Source organism: Pseudomonas tremae (assembly GCF_023278125.1).
In the GTDB taxonomy this organism is placed as follows: Bacteria; Pseudomonadota; Gammaproteobacteria; order Pseudomonadales; family Pseudomonadaceae; genus Aquipseudomonas; species Aquipseudomonas tremae.
Genome location: NZ_CP066270.1, coordinates 2,717,561 through 2,736,581, shown reverse-complemented (window position 1 = coordinate 2,736,581; position 19,021 = coordinate 2,717,561). Strand labels below are relative to the sequence as shown.

The following is a 19,021-nucleotide window of genomic DNA, read 5'->3' as shown; positions in this document are numbered from 1 at the left end:
AAGGCGCGAGAGTCGCCCTTCATCATGATTCGGTCAAGCGGTAAAAGATGACCTGCATCATGCGCAGTGTTTATGGAGGTATAAACAGGTTTACGCGGACAATCGGTCGCGTTCCGGGAAGGCTCGATACAGAGGGTTCTCGATCAGCAGCGCCATGCCCTGCCCTCCGCCCACACAGGCAGCAGCAATACCGTAACGCAGGTTTTCTTCGCGCAACTGACGGGCCAGGGTCATGACCAGCCGCAGCCCGGTGGCAGCCAGCGGATGGCCGATACCCAGTGAGCCGCCCTGACAATTGAGCCTTTCAATGTCCAGTTCCAGTGTCTGCGCCACGGCCAGCACCTGAGCGGCCTGTGCCTCGTTGATTTCCAGCCGGTCGATATCGTCGAGCGCCAGCCCACTGCGCTGCAACAACAATTGAATGGCCGGCACAGGGCCGATGCCCATGAACTCCGGAGCGACGCCGACCACCGCGCAGGCCAGCAAATGCGCCATGACCGGCCTGTCTGTCTGCGACAGGTGAGCGACGAGCGCCGCGGCCGCGCCGTCGACCACCGCACAGCTATTGCCTGCGGTCTGAACCCCATCGCCATGAATGGCACGTAAACGCGACAACGCTTCAGGGCTGGTTGCGCGCGGGTGACTGTCCTGAGTGACGCTCTCGACCCCGCGCGGCAGCTCTATGCAGCGCGGTTGAAACAGCGCCAGTTCAAAGCATTCATTGCTGATCGGGACAATTTCCGAAAGCCAATGACCGTCGACCTGTGATTGCATAGCTCGCTGATGGCTGAGCAAGGCGTATTCATCCACTGTTTCGCGACTCAACACGTGGCGCCGGGCCAGGTTGTCGGCCGTGGCGATCATGTCCATGGCCGGTGCCGGATCGTAAAGCGCTTCCCAAAGAAAATCCTTGAACTGCACTTCGCCGCCCAATGCGAATCCGTCCCGATGGGTATACGCAGCAATAGGATTGCGCGACATAGACTCGGCAGCGACGCACAGCGCCATTTGTCCGCCTCCACCCACGTGCAGGGCCGCCTGGCGCAACAACTCAAGGCCCGTGGCGCAGATTCGTTGTACGCCTAGCGCCGGAACGCTCTGTGGCACACCGCTGTACAAACCGATGTGCCTGGGCAGCAGGTACGCATCAAAACTGGCCTGTGCCATCGAGCCGGCCAATACCGTGTCGACCGAGGCTGGCGAGACTGCGGCGCGCGCCAGCACCTCGCGGGCCACCTTGATGCCCAGATCGATGGGCGAAATCTTCGCCAGCGCTCCGCCCAAATCCACCCACGGAGTGCGCACAGCCTCAACGATCGCGACATCGCTGAACGCAGAATACTGACCGCTACCGCTCACCCCTTGGGACCTGCATCAAGCCTGTCGGGATCTTGGCCGCGATACAGCGCTTCGACTCGGCCTGCTCGCCACTGCAGGACCGCGCGCTGGTTGATCGACCCCTTGTCGGTAATCTCGCCGCGATCGATAGACGCAGGCTCATCGAGCAATGCAATCCATTCCAGCCGACTGGCGTTGCCGTTGGCGCCTTGGTTCAAGCGAGCCAGCCAGCCTGCAAACCACTCTCGTACTGCGGCGCTGGTCAGCACTTCGGCATCAGTTGCCTGTGCGCCCAGGCCGGCCAGTTGCCGACACTCGTGCAGGCGCGGGAACACCAGCGCGCCCAGGCATTCGCGATCCGGCGCGGTAATGACGACATCCTGAACGTACGGCGAGCCTTCCAGCACCGCGCGATTACGCATCGGGCCGACGCTGACAAACACGCCCGAAGACAGCTTGAAGTCTTCGGCCAGACGCCCGTCAAACATCAGCCCCAACTCGGGCGCCGAAGGATCGGCCAGTTTGATCGCATCGCCGGAGCAGTAGAAGCCGTTCTCGTCGAACACCTCGGCAGTCTGCTGCGGCGAGCGCCAGTAGCCCGGCATGATATGGGGGCCGCGAAAACGTCCCTCGAGCTTGCCGTCTACCGGCACCAGACACACTTCGCAACCCGGTGCAGGCAGCCCGATGTAACCGGCCATTGCCAACGGCCCGGTGGTAAACGTACAGGACGGCGCGGCCTCGGTCATGCCGAGCCCGGCCATCATGCGAATTCGTTCGCCACAATGCTGCTCGGAAATCCGGTCAAGACGGTCCCAGATGCTCTGCGACAGCCCGGCCGCGGCGAAGAAGAACAGCTTCATGCGCGAAAAGAAGCGCTCACGCAGATCAGCGTCCTGCTCCAGAGCATTTACCAGCTCTTCCCAGCCTTTGGGTACGGTCAGGTAGGCCGTGGGCGAGATTTCCTTGAGGTTGCGCAACGTTTCGGCAAAACCCTGAGCGGTCGGTTTTCCATTGTCCAGATAGAACGTGCCACCGTTGTACAGGACGATACCGATGTTATGACTGCCGCCAAACGTGTGATTCCAAGGCAACCAGTCCACCAGCACCGGAGGCTCTTCGCCGAACACCGGGAAGGTCTGCAGCAGCATCTGTTGATTGGCGCACAGCATGCGCTGGGTGGTGACTACCGCCTTGGGCAACTTGGTCGAGCCTGAGGTGAAAAGAAATTTGGCGATGCTGTCCGGCCCGCTGGCCATGAATGCAGCTTCGGCTTCGCTGCCGCCTGGCTTTTCGAGCAGGCCGGCAAAGCTCAGCGCGGGTCTGCCACTGAGTTGCCCACGCACCGTGATGATCGGCGTCTGCGCCGGAATAATCGCATCGATAGCGCGCTGGAATGGCGCTGCGTCGCTTACAAATACCAGGCCTGGCTGCAACACATCGCAGACATGGCGCAACTTGGCGAAATCCTGAGACATGATTGAATAGGCCGGCGACACCGGGCAATACGGAATCCCGGCGTACATGGCCCCGAGGGCGATCTGCAGATGTTCGATATCGTTGCCTGACAGCAACGTCAGCGGGCGTTCCGCAGACAGACCGAAAGCCAGCAGGCTTTGGGCAATGGCGCGGACATCAGCCAGCATGTCGGCATAACTGACCTTACGCCAGCCACCCCGGCTGTCGCGGGCAGCGATAAAGGTCTGCTGCGGCCTGACGCTGGCCCAATGCACCAGCCGGTCAAGCAGCCGGTCGGGCAATTGGGCCAGGGGTTCGAGGGCGCGCATGTGCAAGATGCCCTGTTCTTCCCGCACCTCTATGGGCGGGTGGCCGATGGAAACCTGACGATAGCGCGGCGAACCGGCTTCACTCTGCAACAACGATGATCTGATATCGGAACTCACGTGCGTTATCTCCATCAAGGCACACAGACGCCAAACGGCCAGCAGCGGTTCGGGTCGAGCGTGGCAGCGTCGGGCTGCAGCCTTGTTATTGTTGTACCCGGCTTACTGGCGAAACGGCTGTCCGGCAGGCCGTCGTCAGTGCGCAAGGATTCAGATCGGGTAATGCCGAGGCCCGTTTTGCAAGGTCACCCAGCGCAACTGGGTAAAGTGCTCGATCGATGCCTTGCCGCCGAAGCTGCCGTAACCACTGGACTTCACCCCGCCAAAGGGCATTTGTGCCTCGTCATGCACGGTGGGCCCATTGATATGGCACATGCCGGACTCGACACGTTGCGCCAGCGCCAGGGCGCGGCCGGTATCACGGCTGAAGATGGCCGCAGACAGGCCGAACTCGGAATCATTGGCCAATTGCAACAACGCCTCGTCACCCTCCCCGCGAACCACTACCGCCACCGGACCGAAGGACTCTTCGCGATACAGGCGCATGGCGTCCGTCACGCCGTCGAGCAGCGTCGGCTGCAGAATGCTGCCATGCAACTGGCCACCAATCAGCAGCGTTGCCCCCAGATTGACCGCATCGTCGATCAGCGCCTTGATGCGCGTACCGGCGCTGACGTCCACCAGCGACCCAAGTACCGACTGGCTGTCATCCGGATGACCCGCGCGTAAGGTTTCGATCTTGGCCGTCAGCTTCGCCACAAAGCTGTCAGCCACTTTCTGATCGACAATCAACCGCTCGGTGGACATGCAGATTTGCCCCTGATTGAAATAGGCACCAAAAGCTGCCGCTTCCACCGCAGCGTCCAGGTCAGCGTCGTCCAGCACCAGAAACGGCGCCTTGCCACCCAGCTCCAGCAATGCGGGCTTCAGGTGCCGGGCCGAAAGTTCACCGACGATGCGCCCTACATGAGTCGAGCCGGTGAAATTGACCCGGCGCACTGCAGGGTTGGCAATCAGGCGCTCTACAATCGCCGGAGCATCCGCAGGTGCATTGCTGATCACGTTGACCACACCGTCACCCAGCCCGGCGTCCTGCAACACCTGGCCGATCAGGCGATGCACCGCCGGGCTGAGTTCAGACGCCTTGAGCACCACGGTATTGCCGCAGGCAAGCGGCATGGCGATGGCACGTGTAGCCAGAATCACCGGAGCATTCCACGGCGCAATGCCCAGCACCACGCCGCAGGGTTGGCGCAAGGCCATTGCAAAGCTGCCGGGAATATTGGAGGGGATGACATCGCCGGTGATCTGCGTGGTCATCGATGCGGCTTCGCGCAGCATGTTGGCGGCCAGTTGAACGTTGAAGCCGTACCAGTTGGCCATCGCCCCGGTTTCTCCCGCAGCGGCGATGAATTCTTCGCTGCGGGCCTGCATTTGCTCGGCAGCCTTGAGCAGGCGCGCACGCCGTTCACTGGGCGCCAGCGCCGCCCAGCCAGGAAACGCGGCCTGGGCAGCAGCAACGGCTGCGTCCGCGTCTTCCAGCGTCGCTGCGGCGACTCGCGAAACCACTTCGCCTGTCACCGGGTTGCAGCGTTCAAAAGTACGACCGTCACGGGCGGGGCACGACTGGCCGCCGATCAGCAGGGGCACGTCCAGCATGGTGATTCCTCTTTATTATTGTTGAAGTGCAGCTTCAGGCTTTGAGCTGCAAGCCCAAAGCCTGGCAGCAAGAGGCCAGCAGTTAGCGCTTGTAGGCTTCAAGCCCCGGCTTGATGCTTTTGTCGTCGAGAAATTGCTTCATACCCTGCTCGCGCCCGCCTTCCTTGTCCAGCAGGCGGGACTGATCGAGCTTCGCATACAGATAGTCTTCGTTCTGCTCCCAGGTCAGTTCGCGGCAGCGCTTGAAGCCATGTTTCGCGGCGCGCAATACCACCGGGTTCTTTTCCAGCAGATTGAGGGCCAGATCAATCGTCACCTGGCGCAATTGCGCCAATGGCACGCTTTCGTTGACCAGGCCCATTTCAGCGGCTTTCTTACCGTCGAAGGTCTTGCCGGTCATGATGTAATACAGCGATTGCCGATGGCCCACGGTGTCAGCCATAGCCTTGCTGACCAGATTGCCTGGCGGTATGCCCCAGTTGATTTCCGACAGCCCGAAGGTTGCCTCGTCGGCACAGATTGCCAGGTCGCAGGCCACCAGCGGGCTGAAACCGCCGCCGAAACACCAACCATTGACCATCGCAATGGTGGGCTTGGCGTACATGCGCAGCATTTTCCATTGCCACTGGGACGCTTCGCGACGAATCTTTTCCTGAAGAATTTCCGGCCCCGCATCTACCTCGCGGAAATACTCCTTGAGGTCCATGCCTGCAGTCCAGGCCTCGCCAGCGCCGGTCAGCACCAACACGCCTGCTTCAGCATCCTGTTCGAGCGTCTCCAGCACATCAATCATTTCCCGATTCAGGGTCGGGCTCATGGCGTTGCGCTTTTCAGGGCGGTTGAGGATGACCCAGGCGATGCCCTGCTCCATCTCGACCTTGACGGTTGTCCAGCGACCTTCGTACTTGCTCATGGCGTGCTCTCTTGTTCTGGATCAGTAGATGACTCAAAGCTAAACCGCAAATATAGTTATGTCAATTAACCATTAATGTAATTAATCACTATTTTGGCACTCCGCCAAAACAGGCTGGTCTTAGTAATGACTGCCCCATAGCTATCGGTCGCCAACCTCGGCAAACTGATCGGCTGATCGACCCCAACCATCAAAAGGACCGCATTTTCAATGGCCAAGCCATCCGACATCGCTGATGTTATCCAGTCGCCGGTACAGACTGCCGAGGTAGCTTTGCCCACCGAGTCCGCGCTGGATGATCTGATCGGTTATGCCATGCGCCGGGCACAGCTCAAACTGTTCCAGAACCTGATCGGCCGTCTTTCCGCTCATGACCTGCGGCCGGCGCAGTTTTCGGCACTCGCGATCATCGAACAGAACCCCGGCCTTATGCAGGCTGATCTGGCCAAAGCGCTGGCGATCGAGCCGCCTCAGGTTGTGCCGTTGCTGAACAAACTGGAAGAGCGCGCACTGGCAGTACGTGTTCGCTGCAAACCGGACAAACGCTCGTATGGCATATTTCTCAGCAAGACCGGCGAAACGCTGCTCCGTCAACTGAAGCAGATTGCCGTGGACAGCGATCTTGATGCCACCGCAGCACTGAACCAACAGGAACGTCAGGACCTGCTCAGGCTGCTGAAAAAAGTCTACCAGGCTTGAAACCGCCACCAGCGGCGCTTCGCCGCTGGTGACCGACCGATTTCCAGTGCCTGATCACCAGAGCGGCAAGCTGTACTGGACGATAAAACGCGTCTGGTTTTCATCACGAAAAGCTGCGCCCGCCGGGAAGTCATTTCGATAGATCGACTTGCGTGCCAACAGGGCAACGTTCTTCAATGGACCGCTCTGGACGACATAGCCCAGCTCCATCTGAAACTCACGCTCTTTTCGATCGTCGGCATTGAAGGCAGCCAGCTCTATGTTGTCGCCGCGCACATAGCGCAGACGACTGCGCAGACCGACAAGGCCTACCGCAGTGAAGTCATAGTCGTAAATGGCCTGCCAGGTGCGCTCTTTGGCATTGAGAAAATCCGAGCTCATGGTCATTTCGCTCAACCCCATCAATTCAGTGCCCGACACATAAGGCGTCGCTGTGTCGCCGCTGGAATGCATGTAACCCAGGCTGACGCTGTGCCCTCCCCACTTGTAGCCCAGCAGCGCCGAGAGATTCTGGTTATCGACCTCTCCGGCCTTCGCGCTGCCGGTGTCGCTGCTGAAGAAACTGCGCAGATCGGTGCTCAGCACACCGTCGCCGATGTCCAGCTTGTGCAGCAGCGCCAGGGTGTTCTGGGTATAAAGGTCGGCCACTTCGGCATGATAGGCACGCACGCTCAGGGCTTTGCTGACCTGGTAATCAGCCCCGGCGTAGGCCATGTGCGATGACGTAGCCGCGCCGTTGAAACGGCGGTTCGGCGCTGCAATGCTGATTGCCTGATAGTTGCTGGAGTCACGCTTGTTGACCCGGTCGATATAGCCGGCATTCATGGTCAGACCGTCGATCTCCTTTGAGGTCAGCGTCGTGCCACGAAAGGTCTGCGGCAGCAGACGCGAGGGGCTGGCAAAGGCAAACGGCAGGAAAATCGACACATCGCCGGTCTTGATCGTGGTCTCGCTGAATTTCAGCTTGCCGGTCAATGCCAACCGCGAATATTCGTCGGCCGCGCGTCCGTCGCTGGCGGAAACTGGCAACAACTCAGTGCCGCTGCGGTCCGGAGATGAGTCCAGCTTCATGCCGACCAGAGCCCGTGCATCAAGACCAAAGCCGACCGGTCCCTCGGTAAAACCCGACTCGGCATTCATGATGAAGCCCTGCGCCCACTCCCGGGTGGCCGTCTTGGCACCGTCATCCTTGTAATCGCGGTCCATATAGTAATTGCGCAGCGTCAGGGTGCCGTGGCTGTCCTCCAGAAACCCTTGGGCCTGCGCAGTATCAGCCAACACGCTGATACCCAGCAGGCCGAATGCGAAGCGGCAGGTTTGTCCACGAAAAAAACAGACTGCAACGGCGCTGACTGCATCACGAGTGTGCATCGGCATATTCGATTTCCAATTATTGTTGTTGTTTTTGGGGTTCGGGCCCGCGCTTGATGGCAGGCTGTCAGTAGAGAATTGAAAGATTAAGCGCTGGCGTCAATCCACAATGACCGATAATCGAACATTAATATTGTTAACCACTTTAAGATAATCCTTATCATACAATCCTAAGCCAATGTTTATAAAAGAATAAACGTCCGACTTCTCGATAGGCAGGCGTAGATTCTTTTTTTAGTTATTTTTGTTACCTTGATTCGCGCGGGTTTCAAACCTTCTACAGGGTTCAGGAGCCGACTTTGCAGACAACAAAAACAACAATGAGGCTTGCCATGAACAATCCGTTGCGTCGCTCGACGCTGACCATCTTTTTGTGTTTCATCGTCGCGCTTATCGAAGGGTTCGATCTGCAGGCTGCCGGCACCGCCGCAGCCGGATTGCGGCAGACCTTCTCGCTTGATCCCAAAATGATGGGCTGGGTGTTCAGTGCCGGAATCATCGGCCTGCTTCCAGGCGCATTTTTCGGAGGCTGGATTGCTGATCGCATTGGTCGCAAGAAGATTCTCGTGGTCGCCGTGCTGCTGTTCGGGGTTTTCTCGCTGAGCACCGCTTATGTGCAGTCTTTTTCCGGCCTGTTGCTAGTGCGCTTTCTGACCGGGCTGGGTCTGGGAGCAGCGTTACCCAATCTGATTGCGCTGTGTGCGGAAGCCGTAAGCGAACGCCATCGCGGGCTTGCGATCAGCGTCATGTATGCGGGCGTTCCATTGGGCGGCGCGCTGGCTGCGGTGGTGGCGATGTTCACCAGCGAGCACTGGCAGACTACGTTCATCATCGGCGGTCTGGCACCCTTGCTGGTGGCACCTTTGATGATCCTTCTGCTGCCGGAGTCCAGCGCCTTCAAACAGCAGACTTCTGCGAGTGCTATTAAGCATTCAGCCGCCAGCGCGTTATTTGGCGAAGGCCGGACGCGTACCACGCTGGCTCTGTGGGTCGGCTATTTCTTTACCCTCACAGTCATGTACATGTTGCTCAACTGGCTACCGTCGCTATTGATCGCGCAGGGTTTCAGCAAGCCACAGGCGGGCATGGTGCAGATGCTGTTCAACATTGGCGGCGCTTTGGGTTCTTTGCTGGGCGGGCTGTTGCTGGATCGCTGCAACGGCATGAAGGTCGTACTGTTTGTCTATGCAGGCCTGCTGGCGGCACTGGCTGGCGTGGGCGTGTCGGTCGGTATCGTGCCGATGGCGATGGCCGGGTTTGCTGCCGGGGTGTTCGTCATGGCGGCACAACTGGTGTTGTACGCATTGGCGCCGCCCGCCTACCCCACCTCGGTGCGCGCTACCGGCGTTGGGGCTGCCGTTGCAATCGGTCGTCTTGGTTCGGTCGCCGGCCCCTTGGCTGCCGGGCAATTGTTGGGCGCCGGTGCAGGAACCGCTGGCGTACTGCTGGCGACCTCGCCAGGCCTGGTGATCGCCGCATTGGCGGCGATCACTGTACTATCGCGCGCCTCGGCATTTGGCAAGCGCGAGCTCAAGACAGCGAGTTGAGCGATAACAACATCGGCGCTCATCGCCACACAGCGATGAGCGCTACACTTGGGCTTACTGCAAGCGTTACAACTTATGCAGGAAGTTAAGCACCAGCTTGTTGCCTTCAGTACGGTTTTCCGCGCCCTGTTCGAAGTAACTGTTGATCGTCAGCACGTTCTCTTTGTTGAAGCTGTACAGAACGCCCGGCCCGATCGCCCAGACTTTTTCCTTGCGACCGCTCACGTCGTGGCCGTCCACCTGAGTGTCGGTGAATTGCTTGAGCCAGTAACCGTTGAGTCCCACCGAAAGCTGTTCGGTCACTGCATATTGCAGGGTCAGGTTGGCGTGCAATGCCTGGCCTGCCTGTGTGTCAGAAACACTGCCAAACCCGGCTTGCGGGTCATCGTTCTTGCCATTCCACAAGTACATGAAACGCCCGCTGGCCGACCACTTAGGCGAAAACCAATAAGTGGCCGCGTAGTACGGGTTGAACGACCAGAAGTTGCTGCCGGGGTTGATTGAGCGGTTGCGGTTGTAGGCGCCCACCGGAACAGACACATCGGCTTCGACCCGCTGGGTCAGTAGCGGGCTGCCATCGGCCCGAGTCAGGGTCGGCAGTTGCAGATAAGGACCGATAACCACGTCGCCGAAACCGGCGCGCGAACTCAGTGCGCTGTTATCAAGACCATCGTCCACGCCAACATGCGCCAGCGAAGTGTTGATTACGGTAATGCCCGGCATTGCACCATTGGCAAGAAGCTGGCCGACGTAGATTATCTGTGTGGTAACTGCCAGTGCATCGACGTCTTGCCTGGGCAGCTGCAGTTTGTCGCCATTGGCGTCATTGAAACGGCTGGCTTTGGAATAGTTGAGGTATTCCTCCAGGTACCAGCCCGGCCCGGCAGGCGCTGGCGAGCCGTCGTAGAAGCTGGTATTGCCCAGGTTGAGGCCTGGTAGATCGTAAGCCAGTGCCGCCGATGAAAGAAAAACCAGAGAAGTGGACGCAACGGTACGCAAGATAGACTTGGGCATCTTGGGATTCCTGTACTTATTGTTGTTATTTTTTATAACCCCGGTTTCACGACCGTGTCGCCGGGGGGAACGCTTTACATCGTCAGACGTATGAGGCCGCAAGTCCGCCATCCACCGGGAGGTTGACGCCGTTGATCCAGCGCGACGCGTCCGAACAGAGAAACCCGATCACGTCGGCTACCTCGTCGGCCAGCGCGGGGCGTTTCATATGCAAACTGTCGCGTGCCACTCGCGCTTCACCGACCATACTCACGAAATCGCCAAGGATCGGCGTGAACACCGGCCCTGGCGCGACGCAGTTGACGCGCACCGAATGATCGCGAAACCACGTTTGCGCCTGCTGAAAGCTCCAAACGATCAGCGCCTCTTTGAAGTACTGGTAACAGGTGTCCTGCGCCACCGGATTAGCCGCCAGCCACTGCTGGCCATCGCTGTAGCTGTCGGTGGCAGCCAGCGCCTTGTGCAGTTCCAGCCGCTCGGCCCATTGCGAACCCAGCACCGACGACACGTTGACAATGCTGCTGCCCGGCACCATGCGTGGCAGCAGGCACTGTGTAAGGTGTCGCAGCCCCAGATAGTTGACTTGTGCCACGGCCTGGACAGGCGCCGTGCCGGGCACTCCGGCAATGTTGCACAGGGCGTCGATCTGCGCTGGCAAGCGCTCAACCAGCGAATTGATGCTCTCAGGGTCACCCAGGTCGGCCTGAAAGAACCCGCCCACGGTGAGTTGCGGTTCATGGCGATCGATACCGATGACTCGCGCGCCGTGAAAGCGCGCCAGACGCGCGACCTCGGCGCCGATGCCGGACGAAACGCCTGTGACGATCAGTGTTTTGTTAGTCAGGTTCATGCTCACGTACTCTTATTGTTATGGGATCACGTCATTGATGTCTGAAAAGCTGAAGCGACTTGCGTAAATCTCAGAAAGGATAAGCCGGGGGCTGGTTTTTCACGGTGACCCACTGCCATTGGCTGTATTCATCCCAGTCAGAGGGGCTGCCTGCGCTGCTGCCGTTGCCAGACGCACCACGCCCACCAAATGCGTTGATGCATTCGTCGGCCACTGTCTGATCGTTGATGTGCAGCATGCCGCACCTGAGCCGGTCGCCAAGCGCTGTGGCGCGCCCTACGTCGGGAGAGATGACCGCCGCAGCCAGGCCGTATTCGGAACGATTGGCCAGCAAGATGGCTTCTTCGTCGGTGGAAAAACTGGCCACAACCGCCACCGGACCAAATATTTCCTCCTCAAACGCGCGCATCCCAGGCTTGACGCCGCTGAGCACGGTCGGGCGATAGAACAAGCCTTCATATTCGCCGCCGGTTTCCAGCTGCGCGCCGGCTTGCAGGGTGTCAGTAACCACTTGATGCACGTGCTGCAATTGCCGTTCATTGATCAGCGGACCCAGTGCAGACTCTCCCCGTGCGGCATTGCCCACCGTCAGGGCCCGGGCCTTTTCAGCCAGCTTACGGGTCAGGCTGGCAGCGACGGACTCGTGAACCAGAATCAGCCCCGTTGCCATGCAGATCTGTCCTTGATGCAGCCACGCGCCAAAGGCTGCATTGCTTGCGGCCAGATCAAGGTCGGCGTCTTCAAGAATGATCAGCGGATTCTTGCCGCCCAACTCCAGGGAGACCTTCTTGAGGTTGCGCCCGGCGGCTTCGGCGACTCTACGTCCGGCCACGGTCGAACCGGTGAAAGTGATCATCTGCACATTGGTGTCGCGGCATAACGCTTCGCCTGCATCTGCCGCACCGGGTAGCACGTGCAACAGGCCCTTGGGCAGACCGGCTTCCTCAAACAGCCGGGCAATCAGGAAACCGCCGCTTATCGGCGTCTGTGGATCGGGCTTGAGGACCACGGCATTGCCGGCAGCCAGCGCCGGAGCTACCGAACGCAGGGAAAGCACCAGCGGGAAATTGAACGGCGATATGACCCCCACCACCCCGTGTGGGACACGCCGTGCATACGACAGGCGACCGGCCGCGCTTGGCAGTATCAAACCGTGCCCGTGGGCCTGCGACAGCATGCCTGCGGCCTGGCGTAGCAGCACGATGGTTTCGTTAACTTCATGCTGGCCCTTTTGCAGGCTGCCACCGGTCTCGCGGGCAACATAAAGCGCCAGCTCATCGAAAGCACAGACCGCGTGATCAGCGGCCAGAAGAAATACTTCTGCTTTTTCTCGAGGCCCCAGCGCAGCCCAGGCAGGCTGCGCCAACGCGGCTTCTCGGCAAGCGACGGCGATGTCCGCCGGGTTGGCCATGGCTGTGTTCATCAGCAATTCGCCGGTAGCAGGCTCGATGACGGCTTGCAGCCGTGCCGAAGAAGGGATCCAGTCACCATTGAAGATGCACTCGGCCTCAATCGCAGGTTGCAGAAGGGAGGTGTCGTTGGACGCAGACATTTCAGGACTCCGGCTTTTATGGTTGTAATCGCCTGTACCCATCGAATGGGTAACACGCGCCGTAATCACTCCAGAGCAAAGCCTGTGCCGGGATTGCCATTATAAGGTCATATCTCGGGTCAACAGCTCTATCGCGTGGCTTTCCAGCTCTGATGCTTTTTTCAGAGAGCAACGCACGTAGCAATGTCGCCTACGAGGCTTGTTCATTTGATCAAGTTATGTTTACTAACTAGCTGACAGATTGATCATTTCGATCATACAGGCCGAGGCACAAGAATGAACAACCCTCACAGCCACTTCCCCGATCATAGCGCCAGCATTGAGCGCGCCTCGCCTCGCGGCGACAGCACGCATTTTGATGTCGGCGACTCTCCGACCGCTGAAGAGCTGACAAGCTGCCTGTTCTTTTCACCTGACGATGGGCGTATCTGGCTCAATGACCAGCGCATGCTGTTGCTGCACAGCTCATCGTTTGGCACGTTGCGCCATGAAATCATCGAGCGCCTTGGCCAGGAACATGCTCGCGGCATGTTCACCCGTGCCGGTTATCTGTCCGGAGCCCGGGATGCCCGGCTGATCCGCGAGCGCTGGCCGTTGGCAGACGCCACCTCGGCATTCCGCGCCGGTACGCACCTGCATACGCTGGAAGGCATGACCAAGGTCGAGCCGTTGCACTTCAAGTTCGATGCAGAATCGGGTTTTTACGAAGGCGAGTTTCTCTGGCATAACTCCTGCGAAGCCGACGAGCATGTCGCGGCCTATGGCGTCGGCCAGGATCCGGTGTGCTGGACCGAGGTCGGTTATGCCATTGGCTTTGTCAGCGGCCTGTTTGGCCAAATGGTGATTTTCCGGGAAGTGGAATGCCGTGGAATGGGTCATGCCCACTGCCGGGTCATTGGCAAGACCGCCGAACAATGGGGCGATGTCGAACGCGATCTGAGTTACCTGAGTGTGTTGAGCTCGCCAGGGCCTGCCCACCAGACGCCATTCGCACCCAGCCATGATCAAGCGCCGCCTGCCGGGACTGATCAACCGCTGATCGGGGCCAGCGCGGCGTTCAACAGCGCCACACAAGCGTTGCAGAGAGTGGCTATGACTCCGGCGACGGTACTGATCAGCGGCGAGTCAGGCGTCGGTAAAGAGATGTTCGCTCGTCAACTGCACCAGCTCAGCCGACACCGGGACGGCCCGTTCGTGGCGCTCAACTGTGCCGCCATTCCAGACAACCTGATAGAGGCGGAATTGTTCGGTGTGGAACGCGGGGCCTACACCGGCGCGACGCACTCCAGGCCCGGACGCTTCGAACGAGCCAATGGCGGTACGCTGTTTCTGGATGAAATCACATCACTGAGCCTGGCCGGGCAAAGCAAATTGCTGCGCGCGTTGCAGGAGCGCGAGATAGAACGTGTGGGCGGCGGGCATGGCATCAAGGTCCATGTGCGAGTGGTGGCGGCAACCAACGTCGACCTGCGCAAGGCCGTGACCAGCGGTGATTTTCGCGAAGACCTGTTCTACAGGCTCAACGTTTATCCGATTGCCCTGCCCTCGTTGCGCGAGCGCCGCGATGACATTCCGCTTCTTATCAATGCGTTTTTGAAGCGGTTCTGTCAGGAATACGGCAGGACGCCTGCGGGATTGACAATGCGGGCATTGAAAACCCTGTTGCGTTACGACTTCGCCGGCAATGTGCGTGAATTGCAGAACCTGATCGAACGCGGGCTGATCGCCAGCGATGAAGGCCAGGCCATTGATCTGGTGCATATCTTTCGCAACGAGTCGCTACCAGCGGGTTCTTACTCGCTGAATCACGATGGCGTATTGGCGCGAGCCACTTCGGTAGCGGGGGAAACAGTCCCTGAGGCGGGACTGCTGGATTCGCTGGCGCAGAACGACCAGGCCTTTTCGATTGACGATCTCGAACAGCGTCTGATCCGTGAAGCACTGGATAAAAGCCACGGCAACCTGTCGGCAGCCTCGCGCTTGCTGGGCTTGAGCCGCGCCCAGTTCGCCTACCGTCTCAAGAAATGCCCGCCCAAGGCCGTTTGAGCACTGCAAACCCGGCAAGCGACTGAAGCGCGGCTCAAGGCCGCGTTTCATGCCGACATCACAAAGGCAGTGTGCTGACCACCCTCAACGCCAGACCTTCATAAGCATCCAGCGTGATGGTGAACTCGCCCTGCTCGGTCAGATCGCCTTCCACGCGTTCGTTGATGATGTCGACCACCGGGCCAGACGCGATGCCTGGCAGGTTCAGCGTCTCGACGATGGTCTCGGCACTGAAGTTGAGGGCGGTAATCTGCGTGCCCTTGCCAGCTGGCAACTCATGAACCATGACCAGCAGGCCCGGGTGTTCGACGTCCGGGATCAGAATCTGGCGGCTGGCGGCGATATCGTAAGCACGACGCACAGCGAGAATCTTCTTGAGCTGCGAGGCAAAAGAGTCCGGCCGTTTCAGTTGACTGACCAGGCTGCCATACAGCGTCCTTGGGCGCGGCATGTCACCTGCCGAAAACTCGGCTTCCGGGTCCAGATCGGCCAGATCATAGGCGCCCCGGTGAATCCAGCGCGTGTCACCGTCCTGCATCAGATGGTCAACCTGCTCGGCGGGCAAGGTCAGCGCGCCGACCAAGTCCCAGCCAGACAAGGCAAACACACCGGGCTGCATGGCGTTGTACATCGCCAGCAACAGGTGGATGTGCTGAATCTGCTGAATATCGGCATCGGTGATCGCGTCCAGATCGCGAATGCCCAAGGCGGCCGTGATGATGCTCGCAGTGGTACACGACACCCCGTTGGTGACGAACTTGAGGTTGTAAGGCGCATGCTCGCCGGACAGTTTCTCGTACATCTCTTCGCGAATATGCTCGCGCAGGATGTTGCCGGGGAATGTCTGGCCCTGGTAATGGAATGTATCGTGGGCGTGCAGCGTCCAGAAATGCACCAGTTCCAGCGTCAGCTCATCGTGGTTCTGCAGCGCATGAATCAGCGACGCTGGGTCGATGCCATAAGCATGCACCTGACGCAGCATCAGGCGCAGGAACTCAGTGGTGCCGGTCAGCAGCGCATGCTGGTAGGCGGGCCGCGTGATGAAGTCGTAGGACAGGTCAGCGCCGCCCTGCCCCATGGACGCGATGTCATCGATGGTCAGGTTCAGTTCCTGAAAGCTGAAGCCCCCCGCTTTGCGGATCGCCCCGGCCAGCAGCTGGTTGCCGGTGATCGACAGCGGATGGCTTTCCGACCACGCCGTGCCCTCGGCACGCCGTTCAACGCCGAGAAAACCGTTGGCGTCCAGGCGCAATACGCGGGCACCCATGACATCGATGGCGTGCAACGCATCACCGATGATCATCTGCTGCGCTGCAAAGCTTGGGTCCAGCCAGTTCAACGAAGGCTGGCCGTCCTTGAAATAATGCAAGTAAACCCAGCGCCGCGCCTTGCCATCGACGCCTTGCACCACGTCGGTCGCGCTCCAGTCTGTTTCCTTGACACCTGGCTCGAAGAAGATGACTCGCTGCAACTGACCGACGATGTAGTGCTTGTCGCGCAACTGATCGACCACGTCCGGCATCAGATTGACCGCGTCACGGCCAGCCGCGACGTCGGGCAGCAGCGACCAGTCTTCTTCACGGATCTCGACCATATGAAACAGGCCTGGATAATCCTCATACGCCATCTCGGCGAGGCGGAAGTCTGCGCCCTTGCCAGTGTGCGACGGGATGATGTCGTCGATGATGACCGCATTGTGCGCAGCAGCAATGCGCGTCAGGCTCAACAATTGTGCTTCGGTGCCCAGGTCCGGGTCGATGCCGAAGCTGATGCGGTCGAAATTACCATCGATACTTGGCGTACGTTCACGGCCTTGCAGTCCGCCAGAGAGCTTGAGCGGCCCGTTGTGAATACCCTGAATGCCGATTTCGGACAGGGCATGCCACAGCGTTTCGTCGCCCAGCGCTTCAAGTACCGAGCCGCCTTCACGGGTGACGATCGATGCCGGATAGGCGGTGAACCACACCGAAGCGATAGCGGACGCATCTCTGGGACGCGCCAGCGCAAATGGACGCTGCCAGAGCCTGCCTTGCCCCGAATAGGTCTTGGCGCGCTGTCTTGCGGCATTGAGCATCGATTGCTCGACCAGCCAGTCCACGTACTGCTTGTCCGGTATCGTCATAGCGTCCTGTCTTCCTCTCGAATCGGCGACCTGAGGCGCTCCTTGTGCGGAACGCCCTGAATGTATTACCTAGGGATATGAGCCCAACAGACCTGATTCGTTGCATTGATGTGCGGACCCGACTGCCGCCGACAGCCCTGCGACAGTTTTTCCCGACTCAATAATGCAGGGCCGTAGGGGGCGCCGGCTTTTTCAGCGCTTGAATCACGGCATTGGCCGCAGTTGACAGCAATGACGCCGGACGAGCCACCACACTGATCTGACGCATGACCATCACAGGCAGCGCAATCTGCTCCAGTTCACGGAAGCCGTCGCGCAACAACATGCTGGGCACGATAGAGATGCAATGGCGCTTGGCGACCAGATCCATAAGCGTGTCCAGACAGGTGAGTTCTCCGCGTTGGCTGAGCCTGACCTGAGCCGATGCCAGTTGCTGATGCAGGCGCTCCACGCCGGGATGCCGCCACGCTACATAACGTGACACCTGGGACAGCTCGACAAAACTCTGCGGTAGCGTCCGCCTGGCGCGCGCGGCGACCAGTACATAATGGTCAGACCACTGATGGTGCTCCATGTAGTGCTCGGTCAGCAGCGTACCGGGCAGGATGAGAATGTCGGCCGCGTCCTTGATCAATGCATTCAATGAAGGGTTCTGCTCGCCCGGGTACAGTACATTCAAGTGGATATCGGGGTAATGACGGGCGAGAAAATCCAGTGAAGCGGACAGGCTCGTCTCGCGAATATGGGTGTGGTAATGGATGGTTACGCTGCCACTCACCCCATTTTTTTTAATTGCTCGAGGGTGGCCATGACGGTCCCCAGTGTCTGGGTAATGACCTTGCCATCAGGGGTAAGCTTGCAGCCGGTCCGACTGCGGATAAACAGCCGCTTTTCGAAGAAGTCTTCGACCTCCTTGATGGCATAGCTGATGTTGGACTGGCTGCACCCGAGAATGGCCGCGGCCTCCGAGAACGAACCGTGCTGTGCAACGGTTTGAACGACTTTGAAGAAGTGGGTTTTCATGTCCTGAACTCTGTTTTGCTAGGGGTGGGCGCGGGCCAGCCGCAGGGCTGAAGGCCGCTGAACTGAAAAATCGGGAATGCAGAAACCCCCGCCGATACACCGGACTGCCCGGCCTGTCGGCTATTCGAAGAGATGTCTCAAGCGTGGCAACGCGACTGCTGGCTGTCCGTGGAACGTTCGCTATGCAGGTTTCGGGCGCACAGCGTCATGCGTGGTATCCGCAGGCTGGATATCCCGGGTAACGGCGGATATGGTTACGTCGCACTGATCGTCAGCAGTGCGCTCTGACGCGTCTGGTTTGCCGGCAGCGACCTTGCTAATGGCTTGGCTACCGGGGATGACTCAGTCGTTTTCGGTCCAGTCAAAATCCATTTGCAGCGCAGTACGCTCGGCCAGCTCCCGGCTGTGCAGACGCTCCACCAGATGAAGGCTCATATCGATGCCGGCTGAAATGCCGGCCGATGTCACGAATGAGCCTTCATCGACCCAACGCAGGGTGCTAAGCACGTCCACTGAAGGAAACATTTCCTTGAGGTCGTTGATGTCTTCCCAGTGCGTGGTCACCTGCTTGCCGGCCAGCTTGCCGGTCTTGGCCAGCAAGAACGCCCCGGTACACACTGCGGCGATTACACGACCGGGCTGCGACTGCTCACTGATCCAGCGAATCACGTCAGGCTTTTCCAGTTCGGCAGTGATCACCCCTCCTGGAACGATCAGGCAATCGACAGGTGGATGGTCGCTGATCGAAAAGTCAGGATCGACCTTCAAACCGGCGCGGGCACGCACCGATGCGGTGCTGCGGCCAATGGTGAATACGTTGAACAACTGGCGGTCATCACGGGTGTTGCGAGCATGCATGCGTGTTGCGGTAGTGAACACTTCGTAGGGGCCGGCGAAATCGAGAACCTCGACGTCGTCATAAACGTAGATACCGATATTGAGTGGCACGAATTGGCTCCTGGGTCTGCTTGCCAGACCGCTTGCATGTTAAGGTTTCACCGGGGCAGATTACGCAGTGGCGCCGCTACAAACTACTGGCTGAA

The 19,021-nt window shown here is 59.4% G+C and carries 15 protein-coding genes; 3 read left to right on the top strand and 12 right to left on the bottom strand.

Annotated elements, in window-relative coordinates:
- Positions 1-90: 90 nt before the first annotated feature.
- From I9H09_RS12450 to I9H09_RS12435, 4 genes are all read right to left on the bottom strand, one after another.
- Positions 91-1,359, bottom strand: coding sequence for a thiolase family protein (locus I9H09_RS12450; RefSeq protein ID WP_122324644.1), 1,269 nt, complete (start codon positions 1,357-1,359; stop codon positions 91-93).
- The gene (locus tag I9H09_RS12445; RefSeq protein ID WP_183136736.1) at positions 1,356-3,242 is read right to left on the bottom strand and encodes a feruloyl-CoA synthase; all 1,887 of its coding nucleotides are present in this window, start codon (positions 3,240-3,242) and stop codon (positions 1,356-1,358) included. The genes I9H09_RS12450 and I9H09_RS12445 overlap by 4 nt, the downstream gene beginning before the upstream one ends.
- A 150-nt stretch (positions 3,243-3,392) precedes the next feature.
- Complete coding sequence (locus I9H09_RS12440) at positions 3,393-4,841, bottom strand: aldehyde dehydrogenase (RefSeq protein ID WP_053480900.1); 1,449 nt, start codon at positions 4,839-4,841, stop codon at positions 3,393-3,395.
- 82 nt (positions 4,842-4,923) lie between these two features.
- Positions 4,924-5,754, bottom strand: coding sequence for a p-hydroxycinnamoyl CoA hydratase/lyase (locus I9H09_RS12435; RefSeq protein ID WP_122313273.1), 831 nt, complete (start codon positions 5,752-5,754; stop codon positions 4,924-4,926).
- A 210-nt stretch (positions 5,755-5,964) separates the two neighbouring features.
- Here I9H09_RS12435 and I9H09_RS12430 point away from each other — a divergent pair, with 210 nt between their 5' ends.
- On the top strand, positions 5,965-6,453 hold the full coding sequence (locus tag I9H09_RS12430) for a MarR family winged helix-turn-helix transcriptional regulator (RefSeq protein WP_005886753.1): 489 nt from the start codon (positions 5,965-5,967) through the stop codon (positions 6,451-6,453).
- A 54-nt stretch (positions 6,454-6,507) separates the two neighbouring features.
- Here I9H09_RS12430 and I9H09_RS12425 read toward each other — a convergent pair whose 3' ends face one another.
- Positions 6,508-7,830: an OprD family porin gene (locus tag I9H09_RS12425; RefSeq protein ID WP_122325395.1), complete on the bottom strand. Its 1,323-nt coding sequence runs from the start codon at positions 7,828-7,830 to the stop codon at positions 6,508-6,510.
- A gap of 326 nt (positions 7,831-8,156) precedes the next feature.
- Between I9H09_RS12425 and mhpT the strand changes: the two genes are divergently transcribed.
- Positions 8,157-9,371 (top strand): 3-(3-hydroxy-phenyl)propionate transporter MhpT, encoded by a 1,215-nt coding sequence (gene mhpT, locus I9H09_RS12420; RefSeq protein ID WP_122347726.1) that lies wholly within the window; start codon positions 8,157-8,159, stop codon positions 9,369-9,371.
- A gap of 66 nt (positions 9,372-9,437) precedes the next feature.
- Here the strand turns inward: mhpT and I9H09_RS12415 are convergent, their stop codons facing one another.
- The 3 genes from I9H09_RS12415 to I9H09_RS12405 form a co-directional block, all read right to left on the bottom strand.
- Complete coding sequence (locus I9H09_RS12415) at positions 9,438-10,385, bottom strand: SphA family protein (protein ID WP_122347725.1); 948 nt, start codon at positions 10,383-10,385, stop codon at positions 9,438-9,440.
- Positions 10,386-10,467: 82 nt separating this feature from the next.
- Complete coding sequence (locus I9H09_RS12410) at positions 10,468-11,235, bottom strand: coniferyl-alcohol dehydrogenase (RefSeq protein WP_122347724.1); 768 nt, start codon at positions 11,233-11,235, stop codon at positions 10,468-10,470.
- Between the two features lie 70 nt (positions 11,236-11,305).
- Positions 11,306-12,787 (bottom strand): benzaldehyde dehydrogenase, encoded by a 1,482-nt coding sequence (locus tag I9H09_RS12405; protein WP_236502369.1) that lies wholly within the window; start codon positions 12,785-12,787, stop codon positions 11,306-11,308.
- Positions 12,788-13,063: 276 nt separating this feature from the next.
- Between I9H09_RS12405 and I9H09_RS12400 the strand changes: the two genes are divergently transcribed.
- Positions 13,064-14,833, top strand: coding sequence for a sigma-54-dependent Fis family transcriptional regulator (locus tag I9H09_RS12400; RefSeq protein WP_122347722.1), 1,770 nt, complete (start codon positions 13,064-13,066; stop codon positions 14,831-14,833).
- A gap of 58 nt (positions 14,834-14,891) precedes the next feature.
- Here I9H09_RS12400 and treS read toward each other — a convergent pair whose 3' ends face one another.
- The 4 genes from treS to I9H09_RS12380 all read right to left on the bottom strand — a co-directional run bounded on the left by treS (position 14,892) and on the right by I9H09_RS12380 (position 18,926).
- On the bottom strand, positions 14,892-16,955 hold the full coding sequence (gene treS / locus I9H09_RS12395; RefSeq protein ID WP_005886738.1) for a maltose alpha-D-glucosyltransferase: 2,064 nt from the start codon (positions 16,953-16,955) through the stop codon (positions 14,892-14,894).
- 157 nt (positions 16,956-17,112) lie between these two features.
- Positions 17,113-17,682, bottom strand: coding sequence for a LysR family transcriptional regulator substrate-binding protein (locus tag I9H09_RS12390; protein ID WP_235662983.1), 570 nt, complete (start codon positions 17,680-17,682; stop codon positions 17,113-17,115).
- Between the two features lie 47 nt (positions 17,683-17,729).
- Entirely contained in the window at positions 17,730-17,978 is a 249-nt protein-coding gene (locus tag I9H09_RS12385) for a helix-turn-helix domain-containing protein (protein WP_005886735.1), read from the bottom strand.
- Between the two features lie 342 nt (positions 17,979-18,320).
- Positions 18,321-18,926 carry a DJ-1/PfpI family protein gene (locus tag I9H09_RS12380; protein WP_053480893.1) on the bottom strand — a complete coding sequence of 202 codons (606 nt, stop codon included), beginning with the start codon at positions 18,924-18,926 and terminating at the stop codon, positions 18,321-18,323.
- Between the last annotated feature and the right edge of the window lie 95 nt (positions 18,927-19,021).